The following is a 16,116-nucleotide window of genomic DNA, read 5'->3' as shown; positions in this document are numbered from 1 at the left end:
GTAAGAATTATTACAGCCCTCGCAGACTTGAACTGCGGACCAATCAATTATGAGTCGCTAAGTAGGAATAATGAACATACTAAGTTTTTCGACTTCATTTCCGTACTTCAGATAATGCAAATAGTACAGAGGGCTGTACGGGGAGTAACTCGGAAATGTCCAGAAGTATGCTGGCTGGGCTGAGAGCACCACCAGCAGTGCTGGTGGTTTTAGTACAGTTAAATGACAGCTTTTAACGCTAAAGTACCTGTAATCGATAGCTTTCCTTTAGCTGCTTCTTCAATGTACCCACTCCACCAGCACATCATTGGGCGACGACGCTCTAGGTAGTCTGTGCGGTTATAGGCACTTCGAACCTGATTGTCATCCACATGTGCTAGGGCCGCTTCAATTAAATCTTTGTCAAAACCTTGCTCATTGAGTGTGGTACTCGCCAGCGAGCGTAGGCCGTGACCAACCAAACGTCCAGCAAATCCCATGCGTTTAAGCGCCATATTTACGGTTTGGTTATTACACGACTTTAATGGGTCTCTATCTGATGGGAACACAAACTCTCGATGCCCACTAATTGGTTTCATTATTTCCAATAGGGCAATAGCTTGTTCAGTTAATGGAATACGATGCTCACGACGTTTTTTCATTCTTGCTGGTGGAATAGTCCATACTTTTGCTTCTAAATCTATTTCCTCCCAGCGAGCGCCTGCAGCCTCTGACGGACGCGTCATGGTATGTAACTGCCACTCTATTAAACAACGAGTGATACGTTTGATACTGGCGTTAGCAATGGCATTAATGAGTTCGGGTAACTCACTAGGTTGTAGGGTAGCCATGTTTTCTTTTTTCGGCTTTTTGAATGCAGCTTTAATGCCCGTTAGTGGGTTCGCAGTAACTAAGCCACAGTTGGTTGCAAAATCCATTATTTCATTTAAACGCTGAGCTAATCGTTTTACGGTTTCAAGGCTACCTCTAGCCTCGATAGGCTTTAGCAACTTAATAACCATTGGGGCGGTAATTGCTTTAACGGGTGTATTTGCCAAGCTAGGAAAGATATGTCGCTCAAGTGAACGCCATATGTCGGTAGCATGATTAGCTGTGATGTCATCTTGTTTGATAGCAAACCACTCTTTAGACACATTAAACAAAGTATGCTGGTGGGTAGCTTGTTGTTCTTGCTGCTGCTGTTTCTTATTCTCTTGTGGGTCGATGCCTTGAGCGATAAGTGCTTTCGCATCTAAAGCGATTTTTCGCGCATTAGCAAGTGACAGCTCAGGGTATTTTCCTAATCCAAAATTAGTGCGTTTGCGTTTTATTGGGTGAGTGTAATTAAGTAGCCATAGTTTTGAACCATTAGGCTTTACTCTTACCCGTAATCCGTCACCATCAGAGAGCATATATTCTTTCTCTTTTGGCTTTGCTGCTTTGATTTCTTTATCGCTTAGTCGAGTTGTTATTTTAGCCATAATAGGTACACCATTTTGTGTGATTGATTTTATGGTGTACCCGTCTAAACATAGAGTTAATATGTGCCTTGTTGTTTTAAGTTTATGTTTTTAAGTATTTTTATTTTTTTGTTAAGACGTAGCTGGATGTGGTTGGACGTTATTGGATTATGTTGTTAGTGTATTTTGGGAGTTGAACTCTCGTCTGTTTATTTTTGACTGATGTTACTGTTTGGTTGTTTTGTAAGCGCTTGTGAGGTGGTAATGGAAGAATTGATGAAGGAATTGTTTAGCCTCGTGTGAGACTAAACAATCGTATTAAATCACTTTTAACTGTTTAGTACCTGTAATAGATAGACTGCCCAATGCGGCTGCTTCTATATGCCCACTCCACCAAACCATCATTGGAATACGTCTTTCCAAATAATCTGTGCGGTTATAAGCACTGCGCACTTGGTTATCATCAACGTGTGCTAATGCAGCTTCTACCAAATCAGCTTCAAAACCTTGTTCGTTAAGTGTCGTACTTGCAAGTGATCGCAAGCCATGACTCACCAACCTTCCTGCAAATCCCATTCTCTTTAATGCCATGTTTGCCGTTTGGCTATTACATGGCTTTTTCGGATTTCTGTCTGCTGGGAAAACAAATTCCCGATGTTGACTAATGGGCTTCATTATTTCCAATAGGGTGATAGCTTGTTCTGTTAGTGGAATACGGTGTTTACGACGTTTTTTTATGCGAGCTGGTGGAATAGTCCATATTTTAGTCTCTAGGTCTATTTCATCCCAGCGAGTTCCTGCCGCTTCAGATGGTCGTGTCATAGTATGTAATTGCCACTCAATTAAGCAGCGTGTAGTTCGTTTGATACTGGCATAAGCAATCGCATTAATGAGTTCAGGTAATTCATTAGGTTTTAATGATGCCATGTTTTCTTTTTTAGGCTTTTTGAAAGCAGCTTTAATACCTGTTAATGGGTTCGCAGTAACTAAACCACAGTTGGTCGCAAAATCCATAATCTCATTTAAACGCTGTGCTAATCGTTTCACCGTTTCGAGACTACCTTTTGCTTCAATCGGTTTGAGTTGTTCAATGATCAAAGGCGCAGTGATGTCTTTAATTAGTGTATTTGATAGGTTGGGGAAGATGTGTAGCTCAAGTGAACGCCATATATCAACAGCATAGTCAGGCGTAATGTCACCTTGCTTAATTTCAAACCATTCTTTAGCGATATTAAGCAAAGTGTGTTGATGAATGATTTTATGTTCTTGTTGTTTTCGTTTCTTATCTTCTTGAGGGTCGATATTTTGGGCGAGGAGTTCACGCGCTTCTTGAGATAGCTTACGGGCGATAGCGAGTGAGAGATCGGGGTATTTACCTAGACTTAGGTTTGCCCGCTTTTTGCTATTGGGGCGGTAGTAGTTTAACAGCCAATGTTTTGCACCATTTGGTTTGACTCGAAGCCTAAGACCTCCACCGTCAAATAGATTGTATTCTTTGTCTGCTGCTTTTGCTGATTTGATTTCTTTATCGGTAAGCCGAGTAGTTACTTTTGCCATAATGGGTACACCAAATAAACATCGTTATAGCAGTGTACCCATTGGTGTACCTATAAATCAAAGATGCTACTGGACGTCTTAGAATCTTACAGATACAAAAAAGCCCTCTAAACCAATGGTTTAGGGGGCTTTTAGGACATCCTAGGATGTCTTCGTATACGAATTTGGTGGAGCTGGCGGGATTTGAACCCGCGTCCAAAACCAGTCTAACCAATGGCGCTACATGCTTAGTCTGTCTTTAATCTCGTAAGTGCACTGCGAACAGACACGCTATGCAAATACATACCAGAATTCTATTTCGCGGTTCACCTCTCTAGTCAAAGGTTCCCTCGCTATCTTGTTTGGGTTTGAACCCCTGTTATTCCCCGTCTTACAAGCGGAAGCTAGGGCAGGAGCGCTCTTAGCAGGGTATTAAGCTGCTAGTGCGTAGTTTTCGTCGTTTGCGACTATTTTTTTGCGGCTTTTTTACGAGGCCAACCGCACCTCGGCATGCTCCACAAGCCTTCGTGATCCTGTCGAATCCTAAATCAGCCCCAGAGTTCGATCGATGTTAGCAGATTCTTTGAGGGGGTCAATAGATATATATACTATAAAAGCCCAAACGATTGATTAGTAATCAAATGCTAATCTGCTGTAACGAATAATTTCTAGCGATTGCTGCTTTTAAGTATACGTGCTTTATCGCGTTGCCAATCTTTAGCTTTGCTGTCGGCACGTTTATCGTGCAATTTCTTACCACGTGCTGTACCGATTTTGATCTTCACAAAAGAGGCTTTCCAGTACATGTTAAGTGCAATAATGGTTTCACCATCACGGTTTACAGCACCTGCTAATTTATCTATTTCACGACGATTCAGTAGTAGCTTACGTGTACGTGTCGGATCAGCGACGACGTGCGTTGATGCGGCATTCAGTGGTGTGATGGTTAAACCAGAGATAAAGGCTTCGCCATTACGTAAGAATACATAACTTTCTGTCATGTTTACTTTACCGTCACGGATCGCTTTTACTTCCCAACCTTGAAGTTGCATGCCTGCTTCGTATTCGTCATTAATTGCAAATTCAAAGCGTGCAGTTTTATTTTTGGCAATAGTATTACTGCCTGGCTTTTTGTTTGGTTTTTTAGCCATGATGACCTCTTAAAGTCAGTGTTGCTGTCCCAAGTCAGCAGCAAATAATGCTGTGCATGGTCGAATAAGTTATTGAACTTATCATAATTGTTGGCGGTAACAATAGCTATTTTGGTAGATTGACGACTAATGGTATTATAGTTGCGTCTCTGTTGCGTAGTTGCAATGCGTCGCAGAGGCATTCTGTTCGATGAAGGAGAAGCTATGCCGCAGATTAGTCGCTCTGCACTTGTTCCGTTTAGTGCCCAGCAAATGTTTGAATTGGTCAATGATGTTGAATCCTATCCTGCGTTCTTACCGGGATGTGCTGGCAGTAAAATTATAGAGAGCTCAGCCGATCATATGATGGCGTCGGTTGATGTATCAAAAGCCGGTATCCGTAAAACATTTGTGACGCATAATAAGCTGGTTGATTTTAATCAGATCAACATGCAGCTAGTGGATGGCCCTTTCCGTAAACTTGTCGGTGGTTGGACTTTTACTGAGCTTGACGCTACGGCATGTAAGATCGAATTGAATTTAGAATTTGAATTTACCAGCGGCTTAATTGATGCAGCTTTTGGTAAGATTTTCCGCGACTTGACCAGTAATATGGTTCAGGCATTCACTCAACGAGCAAAAGAAATTTATGCATTCTGATCAATCGCTAATCCATGTTGAGGTTGTTTACGCATTACCTAATGCACAGCGAGTTTTAAAGTTAGCTGTTGTTGCTGATACGCCGATACAGGAAATTATTGAACAATCTGGCATTTTAGCTATGTATCCTGAGATTGACTTAAAGAAAAATAAAGTCGGGATATATAGTCGTAATGTAAAATTAGACAGCACAGCAAGAGAAGGGGATAGAATTGAGATCTATCGTCCGTTAGTGGCCGATCCTCGTGAGATCCGTCGTAAACGTGCTGAGCAAGCTAAACTTAATGCTGAATAGAAGCACTAATGGTTAAAGTTTGAATATAAAAAAAGCTCGCATTGGCGAGCTTTTTTGTTATGACAAGAACAAAACCATTAATTAATTGGTGTTAAAAATTGAGGGCTTTGTTTGTAATCTCCTTTCATACTCACAAGTTGTGCTTGTGGGTTGAATGTTAAGATCAAATTCTTCTGGATCGGTTTGTCATGGCCGTTTTGTTCGTAGAAGATATAGTTCCATGTATCAGGGTAACTTGGGTCTACTAACATAGGAGTGCCCAGTACATATTGAACTTGCGCTTTAGTCATGCCGACACGAAGCATATCTACACTTTTTTGTTCTACGTAGTTGCCTTGGTCGATATCAATGCGATAGACCAAACGTTCTGCGATTGAACAGCCACTAAGTAAGCCTAACGCTAGGGTTAGGGCTGCAATGTTTTTCCAAGTCATAGCATCCTGGCTTTTTAGCTTTAACTGCTGCGATGATAAACAAGGTCTATGCAGAAGTAAAAAGCGGTAAAGAAAAAAAGTAAATAATTTTGATATTCGACTATTACTTCTCGTAATAGTTGCATCTGTCTCTTAGTTTATTTCATAACCGCTAAATAAGCGAAACTTAATCAAGCCGCAATCAATAACTCTTTTGCATTTGCCAATGTGCGTTCAGTAATTTCACTACCACCGAGTAGGCGAGCAAGCTCTGCTACACGATCATCTTCTGTTAATGGACGCATATTGGTTTCAGTTTGTCCTTCTGACGTTTTCTTTGCTACAAACATTTGTTGATGACCACAGCCAGCGACCTGCGGTAAGTGAGTTACACACATGACTTGGGTTGATTCGCCTAGCGTACGCAGCATCTTGCCAACGATAGCGGCTGTTGGGCCACTAATACCTACATCGACTTCATCGAAAATAAGGCTTGGCGTTTCTACTTTTTGAGCCGTGATCACTTGAATCGCCAATGAAATACGTGATAGTTCACCACCTGATGCGACTTTGCCTAGAGGCTGTAATGGTTGACCTGGGTTGGTTGAGACTAAGAAGTTGATACTGTCGTAACCAATAGGGCTTAACATACGGTCTGGATCGCTGGTGATGTTAATTGAAAACTCACCGTGCTCCATACTTAATGTATGCATACTTTCTGAGATCTTTTGATCAAGCTCTTTGGCATAACGCTGACGACTTTTACTGAGTTTCTCTGCGGCAAGGAGGCATTTTTGACGTAATGTTTCTACGTTTTCAGCCATTTCTTCTAAGCGTTCATCGCTGCAATCAAGGTTTTCTAGCTCTTTTAGTAAGTCTTGATGTTTTTGATATAGCTCGTTTGGCATTACGTAGTGCTTACGTGCCATCGACATGATTTTTGATAAACGCTCTTCTAAATAGATCAAGCGATGCGGATCCATATCTAAGTTATCAAGGTAGCTACGAAGCTCTTGGCTTGCTTCCTGTACTTGGATGATCGCCTCTTCCAACATTTGTGGGATTGTGTTTAGGTTATTATCGTACTCACCTAAATTGCACACTTGCTGACAAGCCATTTGCAGTAGCTGTAATGCATTACCATCATCACCGTCGTAGAGAGCAGAAAGTGCTGTTTGGCTAGCAACAGCAAGCTCCCCACTGTTTGACAGGCGTTTATGCTCTTCTTCAATCTCAATAAATTCTTCTTCGCCTAATGCTAATTCATCTAGCTCTTTGACTTGGTACTGAAGTAATTGTTTTTGCGCTTCGTTCTCTTCACGACTTTGTGTTAGACGTTTTAGCTCGTTGTGCGCTTGGCGCCAGCGTTGGTAGGTTTCACGTGTTTTATCTAACAGCATGTGGTGACCTGCATATTGATCAAGCATTTGCTGTTGATAATCAGGACGCATTAGTTGCTGGTGGGCATGTTGACCATGAATGTTGATCAATAGCTGTCCCAATGCTTTTTGTTGTGATGCTGGAACAGGGCTGCCATTAATGAAGCCGCGAGAGCGACCTTCTTTGGTGATCACACGGCGTAAAATACACTCTTCACCATCCATTAAATCGTTATCTTCTAACCAACGACGTGCAGCTTGGTTGTTTGCTAATGAGAAAGCGGCAGAGATCTCTGCTTTGTCTTCATTCGGACGAACCATTGAAGCTTCTGCACGATCACCAAGGCATAAACCCAGTGCATCGATAGCAATAGATTTACCTGCACCCGTTTCACCTGTAATGGTGGTCATACCCGGTTTAAGTTCAAATTGAAGCGTTTTAACAATGGCAAAGTTAGAGATTGTCATGTGTGCCAGCATGTGTTCACCTGTTTAAATCAACACCTGTTTTTTCATACAGTATATACTGTATCTATAACCAGTAAAGTATTGAGTGAAGAAATATGCTGAAAAATATGATTTGGATTAAGTTTTTGAAATGCAGATAGAAATAAAGCCAGTGTAGAAACTGGCTTTATTGGAATATTGTTTAGAAGAGGCGGCTAGACCATCCGAGTTTTCCTCGCAAGATATTATAATAGCTGTAATCTTTCGGATGGATCAGCTGTAACCTGTCTTTGCTTTGGTAAATGTGAATTTCATCACCAGGGCTAACAGGTAAAGATACCTGACCGTCACAACTGACTTCTAATGTACTGCCATTATTGGGTGATACCAGCAGTTTAATACAGCGATCACCGTCTACCACTAATGGTCGGCATGACAGTGTATGTGGGAACATGGGTACAAGCGCAATAGCATTTAAACTTGGTGATAAAATAGGACCACCACCAGAGAGCGAATAGGCTGTTGAGCCTGTTGGTGTCGCAATAATTAAACCATCAGAGCGTTGCGAGAACGCGAAGCTATCATCAATATAAACTTCAAACTCAATCATATGAGCGATTTTATCTGGGTGCAGTACGGCTTCGTTCAATGCGGCGTTTCGGCTTTTTACTTGTCCGTGACGATGCACTTCTGCTTCTAATAAAAAGCGATCTTCTTTTATGAATTCACCGTCTAGCACGCGTGCGAGTGGTGCTTCAAAATCATCAGGATCAAGATCGGTTAAGAAACCAAGGTTGCCACGGTTTACCCCAATCACAGAGATATCAAAACGAGATAGTACACGTGCTGCGCCAAGCATGTTGCCATCACCACCGACCACAATAGCTAGATCGGCTTTTTCCCCAAGTGTGAGCAAATCGTAGAAACAGTCTTCTGGTATATCAAGATCATTGGAAAGGCGATGATCTAATAAAACGGTGTAATTTTGTGCCACTAACCATTGATACAAACTCATGTGTGTTTGTAGGGCATCTGGGTTACGTGGTTTACCAATTAACGCAATGGTTTCAAAAATACGCGTCATCTCTTTGTTCCAACAAATGATAGTGAGGGCAGTATAGCCTTAGAAAAAAAAACTTGTCGCTGTTTGTTATCAATATTGGGTTGAATCATTGAACTTCATCCCCATAATATGCCCAAGACTGTTTGAAACGTAGCGAATATTAATATACCGCTACTGATTAATTCATACCCTATTATCTTGGCGGAGAAATGACGCATGACAAATAAAGACCACAATGTACAGGATGAGCAGCTTAAAGATGCAGTTGAGGCTGTAGAAGTTGAAGCTGTTGAGGGGGAGTTTGTTGAATCTGAAGAAGAATTATACGCAGCGCGTATTGCAGAGCTAGAAGCGGCACTACTAGCAAGCGAAGCACAAGCTAACGAAGCAAAAGACATGGCACTGCGTGCACGTGCAGAAGGCGAGAATGTACGTCGTCGTTCAGAGCAAGAAATTGATAAAGCACGTAAGTATGCATTAAACAAATTTGCAGAAGAATTACTGCCAGTCATTGATAACCTTGAGCGTGCGCTTGAAATGGCAGACAAGACTGATGAATCATCAAAAGCGATGATGGAAGGTGTTGAGCTGACGCTAAAAACAATGACAGACACAGTGGCGAAGTTTGGTTTAACGCAAATCAATCCACAAGGTGAAGCATTTAACCCTGAATTCCACCAAGCGATGGCTATTCAAGAAAGTACTGAGTTTGCGCCAAACACCGTCATGATGGTAATGCAAAAAGGTTACGAGCTAAATGGCCGTGTGATCCGTCCAGCGATGGTAATGGTATCTAAAGCTGCTGCGGGTAACGTAAATACGCAAGCGTAATTATTGCTATCTGTTAGCGCATAAAAGCCCACTTCGGTGGGTTTTTTTATTTTTTTTGAAAATATTTTTATTTTGCCCTTGAAAAGCATTCTAGTGACCTTATTTAGTAGTCATAAGACATTAAATATATTTGTCACGGGTAACACCCGAACCGCTAACTCAGAATGCGTTCTAGAGTGTAGCAAGTAAATATAACGAATTTCGGAGATAGTCTGATGGGTAAAATCATTGGTATTGACTTAGGTACTACAAACTCTTGTGTAGCAGTACTTGACGGCGACAAACCACGTGTAATCGAAAACGCAGAAGGCGAGCGTACAACAGCATCAGTTGTTGCATACACTCAAGATGGTGAAACGCTAGTTGGTCAACCAGCAAAACGTCAGGCAGTAACAAACCCTGAAAACACACTATTCGCAATCAAGCGTCTAATCGGTCGTCGTTTCGAAGACGAAGAAGTTCAGCGTGATATCGAAATCATGCCTTACAAAATCGTTAAGGCTGACAACGGTGATGCATGGGTAGAAGCAAAAGGCCAAAAAATGGCTGCTCCTCAAGTATCTGCTGAAATCTTGAAGAAAATGAAGAAAACAGCTGAAGATTTCCTTGGCGAACCAGTAACTGGCGCGGTAATCACAGTTCCTGCTTACTTCAACGACGCACAACGTCAAGCAACTAAAGATGCGGGTCGTATCGCAGGTCTAGACGTTAAACGTATCATCAACGAACCAACAGCAGCTGCACTTGCTTACGGTCTTGATAAGCAAGGTGGTGATCGCACTATCGCTGTTTACGACCTTGGTGGTGGTACATTCGATATCTCAATCATCGAAATCGATGAAGTTGAAGGCGAGAAAACTTTCGAAGTACTATCAACAAACGGTGACACACACCTAGGTGGTGAAGACTTCGATACACGTCTAATCAACTACTTAGTAGACGAGTTCAAGAAAGAGCAAGGTATCGATCTGAAGAACGATCCACTTGCTATGCAGCGTCTAAAAGAAGCAGCAGAAAAAGCGAAAATCGAACTATCTTCTGCACAGCAAACTGATGTAAACCTACCTTACATCACAGCTGATGCGACTGGTCCTAAGCACATGAACATCAAAGTGACGCGTGCGAAACTAGAATCTCTAGTTGAAGACCTAGTTCAACGCTCTCTAGACCCACTAAAAGTGGCACTAGCTGATGCTGACCTAACTGTTGGTGACATCACTGATGTTATCCTAGTTGGTGGTCAAACTCGTATGCCAATGGTTCAAGCAAAAGTTGCTGAGTTCTTTGGTAAAGAAGCGCGTAAAGACGTGAACCCTGATGAAGCTGTTGCTGTAGGTGCTGCTGTTCAAGGTGGTGTTCTTGCTGGTGATGTTAAAGACGTTCTACTTCTAGACGTTACTCCACTATCTCTTGGTATCGAAACCATGGGTGGCGTGATGACTAAACTAATCGAGAAGAACACAACTATCCCAACAAAAGCGAACCAAGTGTTCTCTACTGCTGAAGATAACCAAAGCGCGGTAACTATCCACGTTCTTCAAGGTGAGCGTAAGCAAGCGAGCTACAACAAGTCTCTAGGTCAATTCAACCTAGAAGGTATTCAAGCAGCTCCTCGTGGTATGCCACAAATCGAAGTAACTTTCGACCTTGATGCTGATGGTATCCTAAACGTATCTGCAAAAGATAAGACTACTGGTAAAGAGCAGAAGATCACTATCCAAGCTTCTGGCGGTCTAAGCGATGCAGATATCGAGAAAATGGTTCAAGAAGCAGAAGCTAACAAAGAAGCTGATAAGAAGTTCGAAGAGTTAGTAACTGCACGTAACCAAGCTGACCAGCTAATTCACGGTACACGTAAGCAAATCGAAGAAGCGGGTGACGCACTTCCAGCTGACGACAAAACCGCAATTGAAGCAGCTGTTACTGAACTAGAAGAAGCACGTAAAGGCGAAGATAAAGAAGCTATCGACGCTAAAGTACAAGCTCTAGTTGCAGCTTCTCAAAAGCTAATGGAAATCGCTCAACAGAAAGCACAAGCTCAACAAGCTGATGGTGCAGGTGAGCAACAAGCTAAGCAAGACGACGACGTTGTTGATGCTGAGTTTGAAGAAGTTAAAGACAACAAATAAGAACGTAATTAATACTTATTAATTAACATCTTATTTAAATTACGGGCGTTTGAGGTTACTCTAACGCCCGTAAATATATCTAGCCAGGTGACAATCAAGTTATGTCTAAACGTGATTTATATGAAGTGCTAGGCGTAGCCCGTGACGCAAATGAGCGTGACATCAAAAAGGCATACAAACGCTTAGCGATGAAGTACCACCCAGACCGTAACCAGGGTGATGAGGAATCAGCAGAGAAATTCAAAGAAGTGAAATACGCTTACGAAATTCTTACTGATGGCCAAAAGCGCGCGGCTTACGATCAATATGGTCATGCAGCCTTTGAACAAGGTGGTATGGGCGGTGGCGGCGGCTTCGGCGGCGGTGCAGACTTCAGCGACATCTTTGGCGATGTGTTTGGCGATATCTTTGGTGGTGGCGGTGGTCGTCGTCAACAACGCGCACAGCGTGGTTCAGATCTTCGCTACAACATGGAGCTAACGTTAGAAGAAGCTGTTCGTGGTTGTTCAAAAGAAATCCGTGTACCAACATTAGTTGGTTGTGACAGTTGTGATGGTTCTGGTTCGAAGAAAGGTTCATCAGCAACAACCTGTACTACCTGTCATGGCGCAGGCCAAGTACAAATGCGTCAAGGTTTCTTTGCCGTACAGCAAACTTGTCCACACTGTCATGGTCGTGGTCAAATCATCAAAGATCCATGTGATAAATGTCATGGCGAAGGCCGTGTAGAAGAAACCAAAACGTTATCCGTTAAAATTCCTGCAGGCGTTGATACTGGCGATCGCATCCGTCTTACTGGCGAAGGTGAAGCTGGGGAATTTGGTGCACCAGCAGGTGACTTGTACGTTCAAGTACATGTGAAAGAACACAACATTTTCCAACGTGATGGCAATAACCTACATTGTGACGTGCCTGTAAGCTTTACGATGGCAGCACTCGGCGGTGAAGTTGAAGTACCGACCCTTGATGGTCGTGTAAACTTAAAAGTTCCAGCTGAAACTCAAACAGGTCGTATGTTCCGTATGCGTGGTAAAGGTGTGACGTCTGTTCGCGGTGGTATGACGGGTGATCTGATTTGTCGTTTAGTGGTAGAAACACCAGTAAACTTAAGCTCACGCCAAAAAGAGCTACTTCAAGAGCTTGAAGAGACATTTGGTGGCAAAGCAGCAAGTAAGCACAAGCCAAAATCAGAAGGTTTCTTCAAAGGTGTGAAGAAGTTTTTTGATGATTTAACTAACTAAGATTAGTTAATTTTGAATTTAAAAAGCCGACGTGATTGTCGGCTTTTTTGTTTTTATTTGCTTACCAGCAGTCAGCTGGGGTACCAGTTCCGTTCTGGTTTAAAGTTAAATTACCGCATTCGTCCTGATCTTGCCCTTTATCTGTTTTAGCTGTTGCAGTAATCGTATAACTATTAGCAGCACTTGATAGACTGAATGTGTAGCGGTCGTTGTCGCTATCACAAATAGAACAAGTACTTCCACTAATGACAGGGGAGTTATAGTTACTATTTTGAGTAAAGTGCTCTTCAAGATTGAGTTGTACTTTTACCATATCTCCCATTGCTTGAGTCCGATGCCCTTTTAAAACGTAAGATTGGTAAGAAGGGTAAGCAATGGCTGAAATAACACCAATAATCGCCACCACGATTAACATTTCGATCAGAGTCACGCCTTTTTGTTTAGTCATCATCCTTAATCTCTTTATTTTACGAGTCCCATCGATATCTGATTTTTCTCTTATCCTTGCTATTTTGCGTTGATGTTAATCTATGAATCAAGGTGCTCTTAAGGATCAAGAGCTGTATTAAAAGGGATTTGAGGAATGGCTCGCGGAAATTCATCCTATTTTCATTACATACATTTTATCGCTAAGCAACAGCGAGGTTTTACTTTGCTGGAATTAGTGATAGCTGTGTCTGTGATGAGCATTATGTTAGCGATGGCTGCACCGAGTTTTAGTCAATTAATTGAAACCAACAAAATCAAGCGACTGGCGACAGAAGTTGAGTGGCTTTTAGTACAAGCGAAATCAGAAGCAATTATGCGTGGCAGGAATATATACGTTAGTCATTTGATTGGCACTGGTAATCAATGGTGTTTGGTTGTTTCTGAAAGTGCTACTGATTCTAATACATGTATTGATCTTCCAAATAATGTCATTGGTAAAGTGGATAGTCAAAACTTTAAATTAGCGACTTTCTCATCTGTTGGTGGAGCTAAAAAATTTTATTATGAACCTATATATGGAAAGCCGAAAAGCTTTCCTGCAAATGGTCATTATTCATTTTCGTTAGGTGAATATAAATTTAAAACTGTTTTGTATAGTTTAACTGGGCGGATATATACATGTATTGTATCTCCAAGTAACTCTTCTCCAACATATAAGGTTGGTAGTTATGAAACATGCTAAAGGTTTTAGCTTAATTGAACTATTAATATCATCTGCTGTTGGGCTGTTAGCTATTGCTATGGTGGGTTCTGTATTTTTATCTGGACATAATGCTGCAAATAAACGTTCTTTGGAACTGATGTTACAGCAAGATGTTAATGATGCTTTTCGATTGATTAAAGAGGATATATTGCGAGCAGGATATGCCTCTAGTGGTAACAATACTCTAAGACTTTTTTTTTCTAATGGTATTAGTAAAGCTAATACGGTTTATGTAAGCTCAGCTATTAATTGTTTGGCTTATGTTTATGATACTCCAGATGGGCCCAAATATAATGAAGTTATGTACAATAAAAAGGATGAAAAATTAGTTTATCGTTCTTCTAAAAATGAGATAAGAACAGATACAGCATGTGTAATCAGTGGAGCTTCTTCATTATTATATGAAAAGCAAATTGCTGTAAGTGATTTTAAAGTTATAGAAGAAGAAATTAGTTCAGCTAGAGCGACTAGTCAGTTAATTAATATTACCCTTGCGGCAGAAATAAGAAGCTCTGCAGTGAGTACCCAAAAGTCGATTCAGATAAAAACAAGGAATTGGCATAAGAATGAATAAATATAATCAGTCAGGAATGACGACATTATTAATTACCAGTATGTTATTGATTATTGCTTTATTATTTTCATTAGCATCATATAAGAATTTATTTTATCAAATTAAACGTACGCAGAATGAAGTTTTAGCAAGACAAGCACACTGGTTATCTGAAGGTGGATTGGAGTGTGGGTTTAGTGAATATATAGCGAATAAAGATAATTTTACTGACTTTGTTAAATGTAAAAGTAGTAAGTTAGATTTAAAGTTAAATCAAATTACAGCAACTGAATTAGTCTTGCAAAGTAAGACTATTAATTCTGTATCTGCAAAGATAATATCAAAAAAGATTAATTCTGGCAGTTCTGGAAAATCAGGAGCTATGCGATCCAGTGCTGATTTATATTTCCATACTAGTGCTAGTTTTATGACGCCAGACCCAGGTAATTTAGAAACAGATGGATGGCAATGTGTTGCATTAAGATATAAAAATAAATTTTATGCTGCTGTTATGGATAATAAAGGGGTATATCCTGGTGGCGAACCTCCATTTGCTAAATTTGATCCTCAAGCAAAAAATTGTGCCCCAAGTCATTTAAATAAGTTTGATGATAGTGATGATGGTTTTGTTAATGCTGATTTTGTAAAAGACTCAACGGTATCGCCATTTAAAGAAATTTTTAATGTTGAAAATAAAGATCATAATGACATTAGAGATAATGGTGAGTTTGAAATATTATTTACAAATTCATCTAATAGAGGAAAGTGTGGAGATTTAATCACTAATATACTTAAAGATTCATCGAAAAAAAAGAGAATATGGATAGAGGGAGATTGTGAAATTAAATCTGCCGCATTTAAAGATTTAATTAAAGAAAGTGATAAAACACAAGGTATTCTACTTGTATTCCATGATGGTTTACTTTCGTTTATGAAGCCACCTCCAGAATTACCAGGTGAATTACCAAAAAGTTTAAAAGGTATGGTAGTACATTTTAATTATGATTATTCAATCGGGGATACATCTTGGGTTGGTTTAGATGCTAATAATATGCTTGGACACTCATCTTCTGTAATACCCGATGATTACCTTTTGAATTCTTCATATTATCAAGAAGGTAGTTTTAGGTTTAGTGGTGGTCAAGTATTTGATAGTGTTGGACAAAGTGCTCTTTTTTATAGTGCTATAGATTTTAGATATAATAAGGATGTTATAGATTTTGCACTATCAGTTTTTAATAAGCCTCGGTGGATAGAAGGGTCTTGGAATGATTTTCAGTAAAAAGTCATGTGAAGGATTTAGTTTATTAGAGGTCGTGATTTCACTTGCTGTACTTTCGATTGGAGTACTGGGGCTTGTGAAAATGCAGGCTCATATGGAAGTGAAGTCTGAAAATGCATTAAAAACACTGGATGCGTTATATTTAGCCGAGAAAAAATTAGAACTTTTTCAAACACGTTCTCTAAGTGGTGGCTCTGGGACCATAGCATATAACTCTATAATAACTACTCCATCAGAAACTATATCAATATCTGGAATAACTATGACAAGAAAAATTACAGTTATGGATAACGAGCCTGTGTCTGGTGCTAAGAAGATTAATGTCATTGTTAGTTGGCAAGATCGTAGGGATGTAACTCAGAGCGTTAGCTTAGATACAGTTATATCCAAATACAATGAATTCGATTAACTAGGCTAAATTCTTACCAAAAAACACTTAAAAAAGTCGTTTTGAATAAAATTTATTCAAACGATTTTTTTTTGTCAAAAATCTATTGTCAGCGAAAAAAATATTCCTATAATGCGA

General features: G+C 40.4%; 16 protein-coding genes and 1 other RNA gene. 9 read left to right on the top strand and 8 right to left on the bottom strand.

What is annotated here, in order from left to right; all coding sequences use genetic code 11:
• Positions 1 to 218 precede the first annotated feature (218 nt).
• From Q7657_RS20540 to smpB, 4 genes are all read right to left on the bottom strand, one after another.
• Positions 219 to 1,460 carry an integrase domain-containing protein gene (locus Q7657_RS20540; protein ID WP_107166793.1) on the bottom strand — a complete coding sequence of 414 codons (1,242 nt, stop codon included), beginning with the start codon at positions 1,458 to 1,460 and terminating at the stop codon, positions 219 to 221.
• 297 nt (positions 1,461 to 1,757) lie between these two features.
• Positions 1,758 to 2,996 (bottom strand): integrase domain-containing protein, encoded by a 1,239-nt coding sequence (locus Q7657_RS20535; RefSeq protein ID WP_107166792.1) that lies wholly within the window; start codon positions 2,994 to 2,996, stop codon positions 1,758 to 1,760.
• Between the two features lie 165 nt (positions 2,997 to 3,161).
• Positions 3,162 to 3,531, bottom strand: a transfer-messenger RNA (tmRNA) gene (gene ssrA / locus Q7657_RS20530).
• 112 nt (positions 3,532 to 3,643) lie between these two features.
• A complete protein-coding gene (gene smpB / locus Q7657_RS20525; protein ID WP_008988379.1) occupies positions 3,644 to 4,126 on the bottom strand; it encodes an SsrA-binding protein SmpB in 483 nt (160 codons plus the stop codon).
• A gap of 204 nt (positions 4,127 to 4,330) precedes the next feature.
• On the opposite strand from smpB, the gene Q7657_RS20520 reads away from it, so the two are divergent.
• Together Q7657_RS20520 and Q7657_RS20515 are read left to right on the top strand one after the other, a co-directional pair.
• Positions 4,331 to 4,765, top strand: coding sequence for an SRPBCC family protein (locus Q7657_RS20520; protein WP_008988378.1), 435 nt, complete (start codon positions 4,331 to 4,333; stop codon positions 4,763 to 4,765).
• The gene (locus tag Q7657_RS20515) at positions 4,755 to 5,060 is read left to right on the top strand and encodes an RnfH family protein (protein WP_107166791.1); all 306 of its coding nucleotides are present in this window, start codon (positions 4,755 to 4,757) and stop codon (positions 5,058 to 5,060) included. Before Q7657_RS20520 ends, Q7657_RS20515 begins: the two co-directional genes overlap by 11 nt.
• A gap of 77 nt (positions 5,061 to 5,137) precedes the next feature.
• Here the strand turns inward: Q7657_RS20515 and bamE are convergent, their stop codons facing one another.
• From bamE to nadK, 3 genes are all read right to left on the bottom strand, one after another.
• Positions 5,138 to 5,494, bottom strand: a complete 357-nt coding sequence (gene bamE, locus Q7657_RS20510; RefSeq protein ID WP_008988376.1) for an outer membrane protein assembly factor BamE — start codon at positions 5,492 to 5,494, stop codon at positions 5,138 to 5,140.
• A 170-nt stretch (positions 5,495 to 5,664) separates the two neighbouring features.
• Complete coding sequence (recN, locus tag Q7657_RS20505; protein ID WP_107166790.1) at positions 5,665 to 7,332, bottom strand: DNA repair protein RecN; 1,668 nt, start codon at positions 7,330 to 7,332, stop codon at positions 5,665 to 5,667.
• Between the two features lie 169 nt (positions 7,333 to 7,501).
• Entirely contained in the window at positions 7,502 to 8,383 is an 882-nt protein-coding gene (gene nadK / locus Q7657_RS20500) for an NAD(+) kinase (RefSeq protein WP_008988374.1), read from the bottom strand.
• Positions 8,384 to 8,578: 195 nt separating this feature from the next.
• Here nadK and grpE point away from each other — a divergent pair, with 195 nt between their 5' ends.
• The 3 genes from grpE to dnaJ all read left to right on the top strand — a co-directional run bounded on the left by grpE (position 8,579) and on the right by dnaJ (position 12,563).
• Positions 8,579 to 9,193, top strand: coding sequence for a nucleotide exchange factor GrpE (grpE, locus tag Q7657_RS20495; RefSeq protein ID WP_107166789.1), 615 nt, complete (start codon positions 8,579 to 8,581; stop codon positions 9,191 to 9,193).
• A 215-nt stretch (positions 9,194 to 9,408) separates the two neighbouring features.
• Positions 9,409 to 11,322 (top strand): molecular chaperone DnaK, encoded by a 1,914-nt coding sequence (dnaK, locus tag Q7657_RS20490; protein ID WP_053987860.1) that lies wholly within the window; start codon positions 9,409 to 9,411, stop codon positions 11,320 to 11,322.
• 101 nt (positions 11,323 to 11,423) lie between these two features.
• A complete protein-coding gene (gene dnaJ / locus Q7657_RS20485; protein WP_498827380.1) occupies positions 11,424 to 12,563 on the top strand; it encodes a molecular chaperone DnaJ in 1,140 nt (379 codons plus the stop codon).
• A 61-nt stretch (positions 12,564 to 12,624) separates the two neighbouring features.
• Here dnaJ and Q7657_RS20480 read toward each other — a convergent pair whose 3' ends face one another.
• Positions 12,625 to 13,014 carry a type IV pilin protein gene (locus Q7657_RS20480; RefSeq protein WP_107166788.1) on the bottom strand — a complete coding sequence of 130 codons (390 nt, stop codon included), beginning with the start codon at positions 13,012 to 13,014 and terminating at the stop codon, positions 12,625 to 12,627.
• 132 nt (positions 13,015 to 13,146) lie between these two features.
• Between Q7657_RS20480 and Q7657_RS20475 the strand changes: the two genes are divergently transcribed.
• From Q7657_RS20475 to Q7657_RS20460, 4 genes are read left to right on the top strand one after another with little or no spacing between them, the layout of a single operon-like run.
• Positions 13,147 to 13,734: a GspH/FimT family pseudopilin gene (locus Q7657_RS20475; RefSeq protein ID WP_107166787.1), complete on the top strand. Its 588-nt coding sequence runs from the start codon at positions 13,147 to 13,149 to the stop codon at positions 13,732 to 13,734.
• The gene (locus Q7657_RS20470) at positions 13,721 to 14,329 is read left to right on the top strand and encodes a PilW family protein (RefSeq protein WP_107166786.1); all 609 of its coding nucleotides are present in this window, start codon (positions 13,721 to 13,723) and stop codon (positions 14,327 to 14,329) included. The genes Q7657_RS20475 and Q7657_RS20470 overlap by 14 nt, the downstream gene beginning before the upstream one ends.
• Entirely contained in the window at positions 14,322 to 15,590 is a 1,269-nt protein-coding gene (locus tag Q7657_RS20465; protein WP_107166785.1) for a hypothetical protein, read from the top strand. Before Q7657_RS20470 ends, Q7657_RS20465 begins: the two co-directional genes overlap by 8 nt.
• The gene (locus Q7657_RS20460; protein WP_107166784.1) at positions 15,577 to 15,999 is read left to right on the top strand and encodes a type IV pilus modification PilV family protein; all 423 of its coding nucleotides are present in this window, start codon (positions 15,577 to 15,579) and stop codon (positions 15,997 to 15,999) included. The genes Q7657_RS20465 and Q7657_RS20460 overlap by 14 nt, the downstream gene beginning before the upstream one ends.
• The last annotated feature ends 117 nt before the right edge of the window (positions 16,000 to 16,116 follow it).

Origin of the sequence: Candidatus Photobacterium acropomis, assembly GCF_030685555.1 — a bacterium.
In the GTDB taxonomy this organism is placed as follows: domain Bacteria; phylum Pseudomonadota; class Gammaproteobacteria; order Enterobacterales; family Vibrionaceae; genus Photobacterium; species Photobacterium lucens.
Note: the sequence above shows the minus strand (reverse complement) of the source record. Positions and strands in the feature narration are given on the sequence as shown.